At 71.2% G+C, this 18122-nt stretch carries 15 protein-coding genes; 9 read left to right on the top strand and 6 right to left on the bottom strand.

The genetic code is table 11. The annotated features are described in order from the left end of the window. A complete protein-coding gene (locus tag AAW13_RS00860) occupies positions 1 to 1023 on the bottom strand; it encodes a LacI family DNA-binding transcriptional regulator (protein ID WP_046726832.1) in 1023 nt (340 codons plus the stop codon). A 355-nt stretch (positions 1024 to 1378) separates the two neighbouring features. Between AAW13_RS00860 and AAW13_RS00865 the strand changes: the two genes are divergently transcribed. The 4 genes from AAW13_RS00865 to AAW13_RS00880 all read left to right on the top strand — a co-directional run bounded on the left by AAW13_RS00865 (position 1379) and on the right by AAW13_RS00880 (position 9673). Continuing rightward, positions 1379 to 5038 (top strand): LamG-like jellyroll fold domain-containing protein, encoded by a 3660-nt coding sequence (locus AAW13_RS00865; protein WP_046726831.1) that lies wholly within the window; start codon positions 1379 to 1381, stop codon positions 5036 to 5038. A gap of 359 nt (positions 5039 to 5397) precedes the next feature. Beyond that, positions 5398 to 7509, top strand: coding sequence for an MMPL family transporter (locus tag AAW13_RS00870; RefSeq protein ID WP_046726830.1), 2112 nt, complete (start codon positions 5398 to 5400; stop codon positions 7507 to 7509). Positions 7510 to 7619: 110 nt separating this feature from the next. Further along, a complete protein-coding gene (locus AAW13_RS00875; RefSeq protein WP_046726829.1) occupies positions 7620 to 9005 on the top strand; it encodes a sensor histidine kinase in 1386 nt (461 codons plus the stop codon). Continuing rightward, positions 9002 to 9673, top strand: a complete 672-nt coding sequence (locus tag AAW13_RS00880; RefSeq protein ID WP_046726828.1) for a response regulator — start codon at positions 9002 to 9004, stop codon at positions 9671 to 9673. Before AAW13_RS00875 ends, AAW13_RS00880 begins: the two co-directional genes overlap by 4 nt. Before the next feature lie 255 nt (positions 9674 to 9928). On the opposite strand, the gene AAW13_RS00885 is transcribed toward AAW13_RS00880, so the two are convergent. Further along, positions 9929 to 10402 carry a GNAT family N-acetyltransferase gene (locus AAW13_RS00885; RefSeq protein WP_046726827.1) on the bottom strand — a complete coding sequence of 158 codons (474 nt, stop codon included), beginning with the start codon at positions 10400 to 10402 and terminating at the stop codon, positions 9929 to 9931. On the opposite strand from AAW13_RS00885, the gene AAW13_RS00890 reads away from it, so the two are divergent. Then, positions 10389 to 11093: a hypothetical protein gene (locus AAW13_RS00890; RefSeq protein ID WP_240528488.1), complete on the top strand. Its 705-nt coding sequence runs from the start codon at positions 10389 to 10391 to the stop codon at positions 11091 to 11093. The genes AAW13_RS00885 and AAW13_RS00890 overlap by 14 nt on opposite strands. A gap of 154 nt (positions 11094 to 11247) precedes the next feature. Here the strand turns inward: AAW13_RS00890 and AAW13_RS00895 are convergent, their stop codons facing one another. Further along, the gene (locus AAW13_RS00895) at positions 11248 to 11973 is read right to left on the bottom strand and encodes a dienelactone hydrolase family protein (protein WP_046726825.1); all 726 of its coding nucleotides are present in this window, start codon (positions 11971 to 11973) and stop codon (positions 11248 to 11250) included. 175 nt (positions 11974 to 12148) lie between these two features. Further along, a complete protein-coding gene (locus AAW13_RS00900; RefSeq protein WP_046726824.1) occupies positions 12149 to 12562 on the bottom strand; it encodes a peptidase inhibitor family I36 protein in 414 nt (137 codons plus the stop codon). Positions 12563 to 12810: 248 nt separating this feature from the next. Here AAW13_RS00900 and AAW13_RS00905 point away from each other — a divergent pair, with 248 nt between their 5' ends. The 4 genes from AAW13_RS00905 (at position 12811) to AAW13_RS00920 (ending at position 16357) form a co-directional block, all read left to right on the top strand. Further along, a complete protein-coding gene (locus tag AAW13_RS00905) occupies positions 12811 to 13215 on the top strand; it encodes an FKBP-type peptidyl-prolyl cis-trans isomerase (protein ID WP_046726823.1) in 405 nt (134 codons plus the stop codon). A gap of 49 nt (positions 13216 to 13264) precedes the next feature. Continuing rightward, positions 13265 to 13747 carry a GNAT family N-acetyltransferase gene (locus AAW13_RS00910; RefSeq protein WP_046726822.1) on the top strand — a complete coding sequence of 161 codons (483 nt, stop codon included), beginning with the start codon at positions 13265 to 13267 and terminating at the stop codon, positions 13745 to 13747. Positions 13748 to 13897: 150 nt separating this feature from the next. Beyond that, on the top strand, positions 13898 to 14815 hold the full coding sequence (locus AAW13_RS00915) for an aminoglycoside phosphotransferase family protein (RefSeq protein ID WP_046726821.1): 918 nt from the start codon (positions 13898 to 13900) through the stop codon (positions 14813 to 14815). Between the two features lie 273 nt (positions 14816 to 15088). Continuing rightward, positions 15089 to 16357: an MFS transporter gene (locus AAW13_RS00920; RefSeq protein WP_046726820.1), complete on the top strand. Its 1269-nt coding sequence runs from the start codon at positions 15089 to 15091 to the stop codon at positions 16355 to 16357. Positions 16358 to 16417: 60 nt separating this feature from the next. Here the strand turns inward: AAW13_RS00920 and AAW13_RS00925 are convergent, their stop codons facing one another. Together AAW13_RS00925 and AAW13_RS00930 are read right to left on the bottom strand one after the other, a co-directional pair. Beyond that, positions 16418 to 17089 (bottom strand): HAD family hydrolase, encoded by a 672-nt coding sequence (locus AAW13_RS00925; RefSeq protein WP_046726819.1) that lies wholly within the window; start codon positions 17087 to 17089, stop codon positions 16418 to 16420. Between the two features lie 19 nt (positions 17090 to 17108). Next, positions 17109 to 18074 carry an LLM class F420-dependent oxidoreductase gene (locus tag AAW13_RS00930; protein ID WP_046726885.1) on the bottom strand — a complete coding sequence of 322 codons (966 nt, stop codon included), beginning with the start codon at positions 18072 to 18074 and terminating at the stop codon, positions 17109 to 17111. Positions 18075 to 18122: the final 48 nt, after the last annotated feature.

An 18122-nucleotide genomic window follows, 5' to 3' on the forward strand; every position in this document is an offset into this window, starting at 1 on the left:
TCAGGAGGCCGGACCGGTCCCGGCGGGCCCGGTGCTGGCCCGCAGGGAGATCGGGGGCGCGAGGAGGTGGTGCCGGGGTGCCGCGTCGGGGCGGTCGAGCCGCTCGACCAGCAGGTCGACGGCCCTCCGGCCCATCTCCTCCGCCGGTACGTCGGCCGCGGTGAGCTGCGGGGTCACCGTCTCCGCCCAGCGGCCGGCCACGACCCCGGTGACGGAGAAGTCGCGCGGCACATGGCGGCCCGCCTCGACGAGTCCCCGGTACAGGCCGCCCAGCGCGGCCTCGTTCAGGGTGACCAGGGCGGTGGTGGCGGGGTCGTCGTGCAGGATCCGCTCCAGGCAGACCTGGCCCGAGGCGGCGTCGTCCCCACAGCAGTAGGTGCGTACGGTCAGCCCGCGTTCGGCGGCGGCTTTGGTGAAACCGTCGAGACCGCGGTGGGCTGACTCGTATCCGGCCCGCAGGAGCTGTTCGGGCCGGTTGACGAAGGCGACCCTGCGGTGGCCGAGGTCCGCGAGGTGGTGGACGCACGCCGCCGCGAGCGCGGTGTGGTCCAGGCCCACCCACCAGCTGCCCTCCGGGTGGGCGGTACGGCCGATGGCGACCGTGGGGAAGTCGAGGGCGGCCAGGTGATCGACCCGGTCGTCCTCCAGTCTGATCTCCATCAGGATCGCGCCGTCGACTCTCCGCTCCCCCAGCAGCCGCTGGAACGAGCGGTCGCTGTCCACGCCGCTCGGGGACAGCAGCACGTCGTAGTCGTAGGCCGCGGCGGCCTCCACCACGCTGCCGATGAAGTCCAGCTGCATCCCGGTGTAGTGGTTGCCGGCCGGCGGGAAGACCAGGCCGATCGTGCTGGTACGGCCGTTGGCCAGGGCACGCGCACTGGCGTTGGGCCGGTAGCCCAGCTCGTCGATGACCTCCTGGATCTTCCGGCGCGTCTCGTTCGAGACAGGGCGCTTGCCGCTCAACGCATAGGACACGGTGCTCCGCGAGACACCGGCCCGCCGGGCGATCTCACCGATGTTCACGGGTGACTCCTTCGTCGAACCGGTTCACGTGCGACCGATCGTCGAACCGGTTCGCGTGATGTGAAGGTAGGAACCGACCGGAACACCTGTCAACACCCCTGACGGCACCGTTCACACCTGTCGGAAGGTCCGGATTTCTTCGCGTCCAGGGGATTGCTGGGCGGGATGACCGGTGCTAGCTTCCCCGAACCGGTTCGATGAAGTGATCCTTCCGACGACCGTGGACCCGTTCCGCCCCCACCTCGTGAGCACAGAACCGTTGCCCCGCCGACCGGACGGGCCACCTTGCTGCCACAGCGCCGTTGATCGAACCGGTTCGATGCACGCTTGTACTCAAGGACTGAGGACGCAATCCATGCCATCCACCGACAGATCAGCCCCGCGCCGGGCCCCGGCGGCCGTGGCCCTGGCTCTCGGCGCGGGCCTGCTGGCTGTACCGGCCGTCCCCGCGCAGGCGGCCGACACGCCCCGGCCCGCCGCCCGCTACACCTTCGACCAGGACGACCTCGCCTCCGGAAAGATCGCGGACAGCTCCGGCAACGGGCTCACGGCGACCCTGGTGAACGGCTCCACCGCCCAGTCCGTCACCGGCCCGGACGGCGGCAAGGCGCTCGCCCTGCCCGGCGGAGCACCCACTTCCGACGGCGCGTACGTCCGCCTGCCCCGCGAGGTGCTGGGAGACGCGAGTGACCTGACGGTCTCGGCCCGCGTGAAGTGGAGCGACGACAGGTCGGCCTGGCAGCGGATCTTCGATCTGGGCACCGACACCGACAAGTACCTGTTCACGACACCATCCAACGGCGGAGTGCTGCGCACCGCCGTGACCACCGGCGGAGGCGGCGCGGAGGCGCAGGTCTCCGGCTACGCGCCCCTGCCCGCCGACGGCTGGCGGACGGTCACCGTCACCCTCGACACCGCCGCCCGCCGGGTCACCACCTACCTCGACGGCGTGGCGGTCTCCTCCGCCGCGACAACGGTCAGGGCCAAGGACCTGCTGGACGGTTCGGCCGCGGCGGCCGGTTACATCGGCAAGTCCTTCTACCAGGACCCGCTGCTCAAGGGCGCGATCGACGACTTCACGGTCTGGCACTCGGCGCTCACCGCCGAGCAGGTCGCCGGCACGGTCGCGACTCTCCCCACCCTCGACCGGCTCTCGCAGACATCCTTCGAGGTCCGTACGACGGCCGGGACCGCCCCGTCCCTCCCCGCGGCGGTGCGCTCCGCCTTCTCCGACGGCTACGACCGCGACACACCGATCGCCTGGGACGCCGTACCAGCCGATAAGTACGGCCGGCCGGGCACGTTCACCGTGGCCGGAACAGCGGCCGGACAGGCCGTGCAGGCTACCGTCACCGTGGTCCGCGAGGGGCAGCTCACCGTCGACCTCGCCTCGGACACCGGCGCATTCCACGGCGGCGCCTCCGGCACCCTCTACGGCGTGTACGGACCCGACGTCCCCACCAACAACCTCATCGAGGGAATGGGCCTGCGCACTGTCTCCACCAAGGCCCAGGACGGCCCGCAGCACCCCGGTGCCGACGCACTCGACGTGGTGAAGCCGCTGGCCGACTCCACCGACGGTGACGTGTACATCTACATGACGGACATCAACCGCGGCTTCCCCTACGAGTGGCCCGGCGACACCCCCGCGGAGAAGCTCAAGCTCTACGAGGAGAAGATCGCCAAGCAGGTCGACCAGGTACTGAAGCTGCCGAGGCAGTACCAGGACAACATCGTCTTCGTGCCGTTCAACGAACCCGAGGGCAATATGTTCGGCACCGGCGACTGGAGCTACGACAAGGTCAGCTGGCTCGACGACCCCAGGGACTTCTTCGCCGCCTGGGACTCCGCCTACAAGCTCATCAAGAGCAAGATGCCCGGTGCCCGTATCGCCGGCCCCAACACCAGTGTCCTGTTCGACCAGGTGAAGGGCTTCCTCAGCCACACCCTGGGCGCCGGCACGCTCCCGGATGTCATCACCTGGCACGAGCTGAGCCACCCGGAGGCGGTGCGTCAGAGCGTCGCCACGTACCGGGCGTGGGAGAAGGAGCTGTTCAAGGGCACCGACCGCGAGGGCACCCAGCTCCCCGTCAACATCAACGAGTACGCCTTCAACTACCACACCTCCGTCCCCGGCCAGATGATCCAGTGGGTGTCCGCGATCGAGGAGTCCAAGGTCGACGCCGACATCGCGTACTGGAACATCGACGGCAACCTGTCCGACTCCGCCGTGCAGTCCAACCGGGGCAACGGCCAGTGGTGGCTGCTCAATTCGTACGCCTCGATGAGCGGGCACACGGTGAAGGTGACTCCGCCGTTCCCCGGCGAGAACTACAGCATGCAGGGCGTGGCCACGCTCGACGCGAAGAAGAAGCAGGCCCGGCTGCTCTTCGGCGGCTCCACCGGAAAGGGGAACATCACCTTCGACAACATCCCCAAGAGGGTCTTCGGGGACAGCGTCCACGCCTGGGTGAGCGAGATCGACTGGAGCGGGCAGGTCGGCGACAACTCCGGTCCGAAGCTGCTGACGGAGACGAACCTGAAGGTCGGTGACGACGGGACGGTCGCCGTCGACTTCGGCGACGGCGCTCTGCCTAGGCTGAAGGAGTCCTCGGCGTACGAGATCGTCCTCAGCCCCGCCGGAAAGGCGAAGGGCACGCGATCCGCGCCCGTGCGCTGGCAGGGGTCGTACGAGGCGGAGGACGCCGCCCACGCGGGCTCCGGCTACTCGAAGAACGGCCCTGAGGGCTCCACCTCGGACGTGTCGAAGTTCTACACCTCCGGCGGCTACGACGTGGGCGGCCTGCGCACCGGCTCGGACGTCACGCTCGACTTCCCCGTGGACGTGCCCGAGGACGGCACCTACGACCTGAGCGTCTTCGCCAACTCCCTCAACACCTTCGACAAGGTGAAGGAGCAGGGCCCCACCAACGTGTTCCTGCGCGTGGACGGCAAGGCTGACAGCGAGCAGGAGCTGTACATGCCGCTCGGCTACAAGTGGGTGGTCTGGGACCACACCGACACCGAGGTCCACCTGACCAAGGGCAAGCACACCCTGACGCTCGCCGCGAAGAGCCTCGACGGCAAGCGCGTCACGCAGGGGGACGCCATCGTCGATCGCCTCACCCTGTCCCTGCCGTCCGCGTCGGCTGCCACGGAGGTCTACGAAGGCGAGCTGGCCTGGACGAGCGGCGGGGCACGGCCCGTCTACGATCTGCCGAAGCACACGGCAACCCCCGCGTCCGGCTCCGGCGCGGTGCGGGTCGCGAGGAACCAGACGGCGACCTTCTGGGTCTACTCCCCCTCCGACCGCGAGGCCACCCTCGTGGTCGACACCCTCGGCGGCGGGGACGCGCGTCTGTCCGTCAACGGGCACGACGTCCTGCATGTGGCCAAGGGCAGGCACGAGGTGGCCGTCTCCCTCTCGGGCGGCGTCAACAAGGTGACGGTGACCGGCGGTTCGGACGCCATGCTCGTCGACCGGCTGACGGTCACGCCCACCGACGGCACGCTCAAGGCGCGTACGTACGAGGCGCAGGACGCCAGGCTCGCCGGAACGGCAACGCTGACGCCGTTGTCCCTGGCGACCGACGGGACCGCGATCACCGGGATCGGCGGCGACCCGGGCAACGGCAACACGGCGACGTTCACGGTCGCCGCGGACAAGGCCGGCCTGTACGCGCTGCGCATCCGGTACTCCAACCCGGAGCAGTCGGAGGCCACCCACTACAACCCGGACCCGCTGGCCCGACACGCCGACATCAGCGTCAACGGCGGCAGCACTCGGCGCGTCGGCTTCCCGCACACCTTCCACCAGAACAACTTCTGGGAACTGACCGTCCCGGTCACCCTGAAGAAGGGACAGAACACGATCACCTTCCGCTCCGAGGAACTGCCGAACTTCGACGGCACCACCTACGCCTCGGACACCTTCCCCGGAGTGCTGCTCCGCTCCCGCTACGCGCCGCTGATCGACCGGATCGCCGTGGCGCCCTACGCACGAGAGGTGCACTGAAGTCACCACCGGTGGTGGCTGAAGGATTCGTGGCGGGTCTGCGTCGTTCCGGGCGCGGACCCGCCGGAGGGGGGCAGCGCCTGCTGGCCGATCTCGCCGACGCCACCGGTCTGACCGGCTCCTTCGCCAATGCGCTGCACCGGTTGCGGTCGCGCACACGCTGCGGTAGCCGCAGATCGAAACAGCCCTGCCCCCTTCCGGGGCGGCGCGCCGTCCGCGGATTACTCCCCAGGGAGTAATCCGCAACCGCCGTCGCCCCCGGCAGTACGCGTCACCTCGCCCTCCCGCCCGACGAAAGCCGTGGTTCTCAGCGGAAGTCTGGGGACCGAAGCAGACGTCATCCGGAGGGAGATCGGTCAATGAGGGCCGGAGACACAACCGCTACGACGAGGCCGGGGCCGGGGCGCCGGCGAGCCGTTCCATGGGCGGTGCTCGGCCTGTGGATTGCCGTGATCGCGCTCGTCGGGCCGTTCGCCGGGAAGCTCGGCAGCGTGCAGCACGACAAGGTCACCGACTACCTGCCGGCGAGCGCGGACTCGACGCAAGCCGCGAAGGTCGAGGAGAGGTTGCCCGGGGGCGAGACCACGGAGATGGTGCTCGTCTACCACCGGGACGGCGGGCTCAGCGCCGCCGACCGGGAGACCGCGGCCGGGCAGATCGCGGAGATCACCCGGCAGCACGAGCTGATCGACGGTGCGCCCCAGGGCATTCCGTCCAAGGACGGCACGACCCTGATGTACCCGATCGCCGGCAACCAGCCGGGGGCGAACGAGGAACAGCGGGACAAACTCGTCAACGACGTCCGCGAAGTCGCCCGGGGCGAAGGCGGGTTGAGCGTCGATGTGGGCGGCACCGGCGCGCTGGCCACCGACTCCGGCGCGGTCTACGACTCGCTCGGCGGACCGCTGCTCTACACCACCGTCGCCGTCGTCGCCGTACTGCTGATCCTGATCTACCGCAGCCCCGTGCTGTGGCTCGTGCCCCTCGTCGTCGCCGGGATCGCCGACTACCTGTCGATGGGCGTCGCCTACGGCCTCAACCAGGCCTTCGGCACGACCGTCTCGGGGCAGAGCTCAGGTGTGATGACGATCCTCGTGTTCGGCGCGGGCACGGACTACGCGCTGCTGCTCGTCTCGCGCTACCGGGAGGAGTTGCGGCGCTTCGAGCGACCGTACGAGGCCATGGTCGCCGCCCTGCGTGGCTGCGGGCCCGCCGTGCTCGCCTCGTCCGGTACCGTCGCCGCCGGACTGCTGTGCCTGCTCGCCGCCGACCTCAACAGCAGCCGGGGCATGGGCCCGCTCGGCGCCGTCGGCGTGCTGTGCGCGCTGATCGCGATGATGACCCTGCTCCCCGCCGTCCTCGTAGTGGTCGGACGGCGCGTGTTCTGGCCGCTCGTGCCCGCCTTCGGGAGCACACCCAAGCAGCGGCGCAGCCTGTTCTCGGCGATGGGCGGCTCTGCCGGACGCAGGCCGCTGACCGTACTCGCGAGCGGTGCCGTACTGCTCGGCGCCCTGGCGCTGGGCTCGCTCAACCTGCCAGGAGCGCTCAAGCAGGAGGACTCCTTCGTCAGCAAGCCGGAGTCCGTCGTCGCGATGGAGACCCTTGCCAAGTCCTATCCCGGGCAGGGCAGCCAGCCCATCGACGTGATCACCCCGCAGGGGCGCGCCGACGAGACCCTCGCGGCCGTGCGCGGCACACCGGGCGTCGGCAGCGCGGAGAAGGGACGTACGGGAGACGGCTGGACCGAGATCTCCGTCTTCGCGAAGAGCGCACCCCAGTCGGCGGCGGAGACCGCCACCATCAACTCCCTGCGAGGCAGACTGAAGGGCTCCTACGTCGGCGGGGACAGCGCACAGCAGATCGACCTGGAGGCCACCAACGCCCGGGACACGAAGATCGTCGTACCGCTCGTCCTCGTCTCCGTGCTGCTCATCCTGATCGGGCTGCTGCGGAGTCTGGTCGCACCGCTGCTCCTGGTGGTCGCGGTCGTCGCGGTGTGGGGCGCCTCCCTCGGGATCGGCGGACTGGTCTTCGAACCGCTCCTCGGCCTGGAGGGCACCGATCCGGGGCTCGGACTGCTGTCCTTCGTGTTCCTGGTCGCCCTCGGCGTCGACTACGGCATCTTCCTCATGCACCGGATGAGGGAGGAGTCCCTGGCGGGAGCGGAACCGGCCGCGGCGGCACTCACCGCGCTGCGCACCACCGGCGGTGTCATCGCCTCCGCCGGCCTCGTCCTCGCCGCGACCTTCGCCGTGCTGACGAACATGGGCCTGGTGCAACTGGTCCAGCTCGGCTTCGTGATCGCCGTCGGCGTCCTGCTCGACACCTTCCTCGTACGGACGTACCTGGTGACCAGCGCGAGCGTCGCCCTGGGCCGCAAGGTGTGGTGGCCGGGCGTGCTCTCACGGGAGTTCGGGCCGGCCGAACCGACCGAGCCGCCACGGCAGCCGGAAACCGTCGGCGCACCCTGAGCACGTCGGGCGAACGCCTCGATCGAGCACTTGATCCGGCGGGCCCGCCCGGGTGTCTCTCCTTCCGGAGCGGCACCCGGGTTCCCGCACGAGTACCGGAAGATGGAGCCGTGGAGGAACGGGGAACGACCACAGGGGTACGCGACCGGTCGGCGGCGGAGACGACGGCCGGTGGCGGCGGGCGGTCCCCTCGCGTCGAGCGGTCCCCTCGCGTCGAGCGCATCATGTCCGCCGTCAACCGCGAACCGCTCACCGCACCGCACCGCGCCCGCAACGACGCGGTCCTCGCGCCGGGCGTCGCCGTGCTCGCCGCAGCCATCGCGCTGATGGGCGGCGAAGGGATCAGGCCCGACCATCTCAGCTGGACACTGCTGCTCGCCGGGCACGTGCCCCTGGTATGGCGGCGGCGCAGTCCGTTGGTGGCCCTGCTCGGGGTGGTGGCCTGCATGGCTCCGTACTACGCCCTCGACTACGACCCCGCCCTGCCCGTCCCCGCGACCGTCCTGGCGCTCTACACCGTCGCGGCGACCGGCGCCGTGCGCCGCACGCTGCTCACCGGTGTCGCCGTCCTCGTCCCGACACTGATCGGCAACGGCCTCACCGACCCGGAGGGGGCGCTGGAGTCCCTGGAGATCTCCGGCTGGATCATCGCGGTCCTGTTCATCGGTATCGCCGTCCGCTACTACCGCTTGTACGTCGCCTCCATCGTCGAACGGGCCGAACGGGCCGAACGCACCCGGGAGGAGGAGGCCAGGCGCCGCGTCGCCGAGGAACGGCTGCGGATGGCCCGTGACCTGCACGACCTGCTCGCCCACAGCATCACCCTCATCGGCGTGCAGGCGTCCGTGGCGGCCCACGTCCTCACCGCCGACCCCGAGCGCCTCGACCGCAAGGCCGTCGCCCAGGCACTGGACGACATCGCGGGGACCTGCCGGATCGCCCGGGGGGAACTGCGGACGACGCTGGCGGTGCTGCGGGCGCATGACACGGCCGTGGGAGGGGGCGCGGATCCGGCAGCGGGGGCCGGTTCCGTGTCCGGTTCCGTGTCCGGGGCCGAGGACATGCGGGGGCCGCTGCCCGGGATCGACGGACTGGCCGGTCTCGCGGAGACCGGCCGGGTGGCCGGGGCCAAGGTCGAGCTGTCCGTCCGCGCGGACGGCATCCCGCCCTCCGTGGGCGCCGCCGCGTACCGGATCGTGCAGGAGGCGCTCACCAACGCCGTACGGCACGGTGGCCGCGAGGACCTCACCGTGCGGGTGGGTCTGTGGACCGCGGACGGCGCACTGCGGGTGAGCGTCAGGGACGACGGGACGGGCGGGGACGCCGGCTCGGGCCGCGGGACGGGGCGGTCCGACGGCACGCCGGGGTTCGGGCTCGTCGGAATGCGGGAGCGGGCCCGCAGCGTGGGCGGCACACTGGACGCCGGTCCAGGACCCGCCGAGGGCTTCGAGGTGACCGCCACACTGCCGCTGTCCCGGGAGGGCGAGGTCCGATGACCATCCGCGTACTGCTGGCCGACGACCAGAACCTCGTACGGGCCTCCTTCGCGATGCTCGTCTCGTCGGCCGGCGACATGGAGGTCGTCGCCGAGGCGGCCACCGGGAGGGAGGCCGTCGCGCTGGCCCGGTCGGCGCGGGCCGATCTCGTCGTGATGGACGTCCGCATGCCCGACCTCGACGGGATCGAGGCGACCCGGCTCATCGCCGCCGACGAGGATCTCGCGGGGGTGAAGGTGCTCGTCCTGACGACGTACGAGACCGATGAGAACATCGTGGAGGCACTGCGGGCCGGGGCGTCCGGCTTCCTCGTGAAGGACATCAGGCCGGCCGAACTCCTCGACGCCATCCGGACGGTGGCCGCGGGCGAGTCCCTCCTCTCACCCGGTCCCACCTCGCGGCTGATCGCCCGCTTTCTGCGCGCGCCGAACACCGCGACGACATCCGCGGTGGGCGGGCCGAGCGGGCTGTCCGAACGGGAACGCCAGGTGCTCGTGCTGGTCGCGCGCGGTCTCAACAACTCGGAGATCGCGGACGCGTTGGGACTCAGCCCGCTGACCGCGAAGACCCATGTCAGCAGGATCATGGGCAAGTTGGGGGCGCGGGACCGGGCACAGCTGGTGATCGTGGCGTACGAGTCGGGGCTTGTGATACCTGGGACTGTCTGAGTTCGGGCCGACTTCGGGTCGGGTTCAGGTTGCTTTCCGGGGGCCGAGGCGGCGTGATCCGCTTCGGTCAAGCCGTGTCGGGGCGTCCACCGCACGCCGACCGTCGGGGAACCGGCATGCGACTGCTCGTCGGTGCTGCTGAACTCTGCTGGGTGGATGCCAAGCCGGTTCAGTTCCTCCCACAGGCCGGCCAGGGTCTCGTCGGGATCGAACCGGAACTCGCTTTCGGGAACGCGCCAGAACGTCCAGCCGTGGTCAGGGCCGTGAGACGTTGAGCGGTAGGGGTCGGTGGAAGACGGCCATGGCCCGGCCGGGGCCGTTGTAGTCGTCGACGATCTTCGCGTCGAAGCCGAGGCGGCGGTGGAAGGCGATCGAGCCGGTGTTCTCGACTGACGTGATCGCCTTCAGCCGGCGTGCGCCGTGCCGTTCCGCGGCTTCAGCGAACGCCGCGTACAAGCGACGCCCGAGACCTGTGCCACGGGCGTCGTCCCGCGTGGCGATCAGGTGCACGTACCCGGTGCCGTCCGGGGTGACGAACCCGAAGACGTACCCGCGGATTCCGTCCTCGGCTCGGGCGACCAGGCAGGTGGTACCGAACTCCTGCACCAGGGCCAGAAGGTGCAGCGCCCGAAGGTCACGGTCGCCCCAGTAGCGGGAGTGGTCAGTCAGGACCTGGTGGAAGTCGGCCACCGCGGCCGGTGCGATGTGTGTCCCCATGGCGACGATCATGGCAGGCTGGGACCCTGGCCGGATGCTGTTCAAGCTGACGGGATCCAGTTGTTCGGGCAAGACGACACTCGCTTCGTCGGTGGCCGGCCGGCTCCGGCAGGTCGCCGTGCACGACTTCGACGAGGTCGGCGTGCCGGAGCGGCCCGATCGCCAGTGGCGCCACCGCATGACCGAACACTGGGTGCGTCGCGCGCTGGAATACCAGGACCGCGGGATCGACCTGCTGCTGACGGGGCAGTCCCCGCTCGGTGAAGTCCTGGCCGCTCCCTCCGCGCCGCTGCTGGCGGGGATCGCCGTGTGTCTGATCGACGTCGCCGACGACGTCCGGCGCGACCGGCTCGCCGTGCGTGACGCCGGCCGGTGGGACGGCGCCGCCGTCGATGCCTTCATCGGCTGGGCCGCCTGGCACCGCGGGCATGCCCACGACCCCCGCCATCGGCCGGACGTCGTCACGAGCGGCGGTTGGCCGGAGATGGTCTGGCACCGGTGGACGGGATGGACCGCCGAGGATCCACGTTGGCGCACCCACCTGCTCGACACCACCGGCCGGCCGGTGACGGAGTCGGTTGACCAGGTGCAGCGGTGGGTGACCGGGCAACGCGACGCGTACCGCGCGGGCCGGCTGCCCCTGGGCCATGGCTGGCAGGACAGGCCGGTCCTCCCCACTGACCGCCGCGCCTCGTCCACTTGACCGGCGGTCACGGGCCGGTTCCGGGCACGACCCGCGGGAGAGCGGCACTGCGGTCGCCGGGCACCGGTCTCCGGACGCCGGACGCCGGACGCCGGACGCCGGACGCCGGACGCCGGACGCCGGACGCCGGACGCCGGAGCCTGGAGTGACCAGCTCACTTCGTCAAGGGCAGGCACTCGGCGAGCAGGGCGACGACATCGCGCCAGGCCCGCTGCGCGTGCCGTGGGTGGTGGCCGACGCCGGGGACCACGGGCTGGTCGACGGGTGGGTGGTGGAAGGCGTGCAGGGCGCCACCGTAGACCACGAGGCGCCAGTCGACGCCCGCGGCCTGCATCTCGGCGGCGAACGCGTCCCGTTGGGCGGGCGGCATGATCGGGTCTTCCGAACCGACCCCGGCCCACACCGGGCAGCGAATGCGTGCCGCCTCGCCCGGTCGGCCCGTGGTCAGCGCGTTGACCGTCCCGATGGCCCGCAGGTTGACGCCGTCGCGCCCGAGTTCCAGCCCGATGGCGCCCCCGGTGCCGTAGCCGACGGCGGCGATCCGGTCGGGGTCGGTGCGCGGTTCGGCACGCAGCACGTCGAACGCCGCGTGGCCGATGTCCCGCATCCGGTCGGGGTCGGCGAGCAGCGGCATGCAACGGGCCAGCATCTCCTCGGGGTCGCGCAGGTAGCGCCCGCCGTGGAGGTCGAAGGCGAGCGCCACGTATCCCAGCTCGGCGAGCGCGTCGGCCCGGCGGCGCTCGACGTCGCCGAGCCCCGGGCCCTCTGGTCCGAGCAGCACCGCGGGCCGGCGACCGGCACCGGCCGGGAGCGCGAGGTGCCCGGTCATCGTCAGGCCGTCGGCGGGGTACCGGACCGTGCACGTGGTGATCGTCGTCATGAGACCGGACGGTAGTGACCGTCGACCCCGGTCGGGCCGGTGTTCTGCCGCCGGCAGAGCAGCGCGGGTGCCCGCGGCCGTCATGACCCGCATCGGCGACGGTGGGGCCGCTCCCCCTTGACGGCCCCACCGGGCGCCCGGCCCGTGCCGTGCTCACCCTCTCCGGCGTCCGGGCTCAGCAGCTGGCGAGCCACTTGTGGGACAGCACCTTGAGGCCGGGGCCGCCGCTGACGCCTGGGCCCTTCACGCCCTGTCCTATGCAGCCGAGATACCCCGAGTAGCCCGCTCCGGAATAGAGGCCGACCCCTTCGTACGAGGAAGAAGTCCCGTGGTTGTAGACCGACTTGACGTTGCGGTCGTCGGCCCATGAACACGTCACGGTCCCGCTGGTCCAGTCGCTGTCGGCGTTGCTCCAACTGCATCGGTTCCCGGTGTAGTTGATCTGGTCCCAGACGCACAGGCTGCCGGAAGGGCAGTCACTCGCGGCGGCCTCGGCCGAACTCGGTGCCAACAGGCCCAGAGCCGCCACCGTGGCGGCGACGACGGTCACGCTCAGAGTCCCGCGGACGGTGCGAGTTGTGACGTTCATTCATGGTCCTTTCCCGTGAGTGGCCCTTCCGGCGGAGACCACGTCTCGGGCCGGCCCTTCGGCGGTGCGCGCACCGATCGTGGAATGCCGACCTTGTCGAAACCTTGTCCGCGGCGGGCGGGTAGATCTCCGCCGGACGGTCCGGGCCCGCGCGCGGCGTGTCAGGAGGGGTGACCGCGTCGAGACAGAGTCGACGTGCCACCCTCTCCTGAAAGAACCGGCTACCGACGGAGTGTGGTGAGGCTGCCATGAGCGGACTGACGAAACCCCAGGTCGACGTTCCGGAGGGGGACGCTCCCACCGAGCTGGCCGTCCGGGACCTGGTCGTCGGGGACGGGGCTGAGGTGAAGCCGGGCATGGTGGTCAGGGTCCACTATGTCGGGGTGACCTTTGAGACCGGGAAGGAGTTCGATTCCTCCTGGGAACGCGGCCAGCCGTTCAAGTTCGCCCTGGGCAGCGGCAAGGTCATCAAGGGCTGGGACCGCGGGGTGAGGGGGATGAAGGTCGGCGGCCGCCGCGAGATCATCGTTCCCCCGCGTCTCGGCTACGGCAAGCAGTCGCCCTCGCCGTTGATCCCGGCGGGCTCGACCCTGGTCTTCGTGGTCGACCTGCTGGACTCGTATTCCGGCACGAGCGGGTGGAGCACCACCTAGCCGCGCCGCGGTGGTGACGGCGGCGGGTGGATGACCGCACAATGCGCGGGTGGACAACAACGTCGTCATCCGTCCGGCCGTCCCCGATGAACTGGACGTCGTCGCCGAACTCCGATGGCAGTGGATCCTGGAGAACCAGGACGCCGCCGTCACCGGGCGTACGGAGTTCGTGCGGCACTTCGTCACGTGGGCGAGGGAGAACACGTCGTCGCATCGCTGCATGGTCGTGGTCCGCGATGAGGTGGTCATCGGCATGGCCTGGCTGGCGGTGCTCCCGCGGGTGCCCAGCCCGCGTGCCCTGCACCGGGCATCGGGCGACCTCCAGTGCGTGTATGTCGTTCCCGGCGAACGCGGCGGCGGCCTGGGCGGCCGGCTCATCGACGCGGTCCTGGAGCGCGCTCGGGAACTCGGGCTCGAACGCGTCACCGTGCACTCCAGCCCCCGCGCGATCCCGGCCTACTCCCGCCACGGTTTCGAGTCATCGCCCCGTCTGCTGCACGCCCGTGTCGCCCGCACCACCTCCCGTCCGTGACAGCCGCCGAGGGGCTGCTTCGCCCCGTCGGCCCTCGGTCGCGGCCTTCTCCGCGGCGATCGCACGGCGGCGGGCGGTGACGAGCCCCACCCTGGCCCTGTTCACGGCACGCCGGGTCCGCGGGGGCCGGGTCACGTACTGTGGCTTCGCATGACCGATGGCGGGATCGAGATCAGCGCGCAGCTGGTGCGCGATCTTCTCCAGGACCAGCATCCGGACCTCGCGGGGCTTCCCGTGCGCGAGGTGGCGGGCGGCTGGGGCAATCAGATGTGGCGGCTCGGGGACGAGTTGGCCGTGCGCATGCCGCGCATGGCAGGTACCCCGGACCTCCTGCGCAAGGAGTGCCGTTGGCTGCCGGTCCTGGCCCCGCGGCTGCCGCTCCCGGTGCCGACTCCGGTACGGATCGGTGAACCGTCCGCGCGCTTTCCGAGGCCCTGGAGCGTCATGACGTGGGTGCACGGCGAGCCGCTGGACCACAGCTCGATCAGCCGGGGCGACCACGCGGCCTGCACTCTGGCGGACTTCCTGCGGGCGCTCCATGTGGCGGCGCCCGCCGAGGCACCGGCCGGTTCGGACCGCGGCGCTCACCCCGGGAAGTGCACCGACGGCTTCGAGTACTTCCTCCAGGCCATCGCCCCCGGCGGCCTGGCCACCGACGTCCGAGCCGTGCGGGCCGTCTGGGACGACGCTGTCGCGGCCCCCGAGTGGGCGGGCCCGCCGGTGTGGCTGCACGGTGACCTCCATCCCGCGAATGTCGTCGTCTCGGACGGAACGCTCTCGGGCGTGATCGACTTCGACGCCATGTTCGCCGGCGACCCGGCGTGGGACCTCGCGGCGGCCTGGCTGCTGCTGCCCGCGGGCGCGGGCCCCCGGTTCTTCGAGGCGTACGCGCACGCGGACGAGGCGACGGTCCGGCGTGCCCGGGGACTCGCCGCCATGAAGAGCCTCTTCCTCATCCTCATGGGCCAGAACGGCGACCGGGGTCTTCCCGGCGGCAAGCCGGCCTGGGGACCCGCGGGCCGGGCGGCGCTCGGTCGGGTCACGTCCGGCTTCGGCCGGTCCTCCTGAGCTCGCACGGGGCCGGGAATCACCGGCCGCGCCGCCCCGACCAAGGGAGTCGGGAAGAATCCGGGAGAATGAAAACGAGTCCGACGCCGGAACACCGGAACGCCCCGCGAGCTGTATAGTTCAGCCGTCAAATGCCGCTGTGGGCCCGCCAGTTCCGCGAATCGGGCCATCGCGGGCCACCTGTCGGACAACCCCCACATGCCTTTCTCGGACAGGTGACCGGGATTACTCCCGACTCTCCCCCATACTCCTCACCGAAAGTCCCCCTCTTTCGTGGCCATCACCGTGCGCGAGGACCGGCCTGTCGGTCGGCATGCCGCCGTTCCGCCCGGCAGCCTCTTTCGGCGAATACACGCTCCGCGCGCCAGTGACGCGCTGGCGTTTTCCATGGCGACGTACGCCATGCCCCTGCTGGTCCTGGCGATCACCGGCTCCTCGTCCTTGACCGGCCTCGCGTTCGCGCTGGAGTGGACTCCGCGGATCGCGGCGTTCGTCGTCGCCGGCAAGGCGGTGGACCGCTGCGGAGCGGCGATCGTCCTCTTCATCGCCTCTCTCGCCCGGACCACCGTGGTGGCGGTCTCGGCGGTCGCCCTTCTCATGCTGCCGCGGGGTACCGCCGAGACCGCGGTCGTCCTCGTGCTGGCCGCCGTCACCGGCACGCTCTCCCAGTTCAGTTTCGTCGCCAACGAGGCCGTCGGAGCCGTCGTCACCCGGCGGGACGAGGCCCGGTCGCACGGGATACAGGCGGTGCTCGTCGGCATCGACCAGAGCGCCACGGTCCTCGGACCGCTCCTCGCCGGTCTGCTCCTCCTGGCGGGGCCTGGCTGGATGCTCGGGTGCCTGAGCGCGGTGTCGTTGATCGCCGCGGTGCTCGGTCTACAGACCCCGCCCACGCCCCTGCGCGCCACCCGTGCCGACACCGCGGGGAAGGACGGCGCGCTGCGCCTGGGCCTGCGCACGCTGCTGGCGCTTCCCGCGCTGGGCCGGCTGGTGGCCGGGCTGGCCTGTTCCAATCTCGCCCTGGGTCTGCTCCAGTCCGCGAGCCCCGTGATCGTCGTGGACACCTTCGGGCGCTCCTCCGCCGACGTCGGCGCCCTGTGGTCGGTCGCCGCCGTGGCGACCCTGCTGGCGATCACGTGCTGCCGGTTCGCCCTGAGCCGCCTCGACCTCTGGGGGGTGGGCATGGTGTCGGCGACGCTCGCCTCCGCCGCGTGCCTCGCCGTCCCGCACGCTCCGTCGTACCTCTCCTACACCGTCCTGGTGGCGATCTTCATGGCGGGCGACGGTGGCCTCACCGTCGTGTTGCGTACGGTGCGCTCGCTGGTCATCCCCGCCACCGCGCTCGGTGCCACGCTCTCGCTGACGATGCTTCTCCTGTTGCTGCCCTTCCCCGTGGCGGGCGTCCTCGTGGCGCTCACCCCGCCGGCGCACCTCGGCAGCGTGATCCTGGCCTGCGCTCTCGTCCAGGCCACCGCCCTGGTCACCGTCTTCGTCAGGCTCCGCGACGAACCGGTCCTGCGCCTGGTCGCCGCCCGCAGGTGACCCCGGTGAGACGGCCGGGGCGCGTGGCCCTCGTGCCGGGCCGGCGGGGGTGCGCGGCCGTCACTCCAGGGCTGCGAAGGCGCTGGTGTCCAGGCGGGCGAGGAGGTCGGCGGGGTCCCGGTACACGGCGTGGGCGCCGGCTTCCGTCAGGTCCGCGCGCGGGATGCCGCCGGACAGGACCGCCAGCGGGGTCACCCCGTCCCGTACCGCCGCCCGCATGTCCCAGACGCTGTCGCCGACGAACAGGGCGCGTTCGCTCGGTACGCCGGCGAGTTCCCTGGCCTGGCGTACCGGGTCGGGAGCGGGTTTGCCCTCGGCGACGTCGTCGGCGCTGGTGACCGACCGGATGACGTCGTCGGCGTCGATGGCGTTGCGGAGCGCGGCGAGTTCCGCGCCGCTCGCCGAGGTCGCCAGGACGATCTCCCAGCCCCGCCCGGCCAGCGCGCGCAGCAGGTCGCCGGCCGCGTCCAGCGCCGGCAGCCGCTCGAAGTACGTGGCGTAGAGGGTCCGGTGGGCCTCGGAGAGCTGGTCGTCCCCGTCGGGGTCGCGGTCGTCGCCGAGCAGGTGGTCCAGCAGGTCGCCGCCGCTGAGACCGACGGCACGGTGGATGTCCCGCATGGGGACATGGTGGCCCGCCTGCCGGAACGCCTCCCACCACGTGACCACGTGCAGGTGGTTGGTGTCGACGAGCGTTCCGTCGATGTCGAAGATCGCGGCGCGTTCCGTGGTCATCGCGGGTGTCCTCGCCCTCTCAGAGTTCGCGGAGCGCGGGCAGCAGCTTGTGCTCGGCCCATTCCAGGTACGGCTCCTGGTGGTCGCCGCCGATCTGGACGAGCGCGATCTCGGTGAACCCCGCGTCGACATAGGGGCGTACGGCCTCGACGACCGCCTGTACGTCGTCGCCGCACGGGATGGACCCGGCCACGTCCTCGGGCCGTACGAACTCGGTGGCGTGCGCGAACGCGGCGGGCCCCGGCAGTTCGGAGTTGACCGGCCAGCCGCTGCCGAACCAGCGGAACTGGTCGTGGGCGCGGGCGACGGCCGCGTCCCGGTCGGTGTCGTAACAGATGGGCAGCTGACCGACCTTGGGCTTGCCCGCGCCGCCGTGTCGTTCGAAGGCCGAGACCAGTTCCGGGCGAGGTTCCGTGGCGATCATCAAGTCGGCGAGATGGCCCGCGACTTCGCAGGAACGGTCACCCGAGACGGCGATGCCGATGGGCGGAGGCGCGTCGGGCAGGTCCCACAACTTGGCGTTGGCCACGTCGAAGTGGACGCCGTGGTGGTTGACGTTCTCCCCCGCGAAGAGCGCGCGGACGATCTCCGCGGCCTCCTCCAGCTTCTCCAGCCGGACGTGCGCGGCGGGCCAGCCCTCCCCCGTCACGTGCTCGTTGAGGTTCTCCCCGGAGCCCAGGCCCAGCCGGAACCGGCCCTCGGACAGGATCTGGAGGGTGGCCGCCTTCTGGGCGACGACCGCCGGGTGGTACCGGGTCGTGGGGCACGTCACGTACGTCATCAGCGGGATGCGTTCGGTGGCCTGCGCGGCGGCGCCCAGCACGCTCCACGCGTAGGGCGCGTGACCCTGGGAGTCGAGCCAGGGGAAGTAGTGGTCGGAGGTGACCGAGAAGTCGAAGCCGGCCCGCTCCGCGCCCACCACGTGGTCCACCAGCTCCCGGGGACCGGCCTGCTCGGTCATCATCGTGTATCCGATCTGCACCATGCCGCTCATCTCCTCGTGGTTCGCGTCGTGGTTCGCGCGCACGCGTAC

It is taken from the genome of Streptomyces humi, from assembly GCF_001005085.2.
Classification (GTDB): domain Bacteria; phylum Actinomycetota; class Actinomycetes; order Streptomycetales; family Streptomycetaceae; genus Streptomyces; species Streptomyces humi.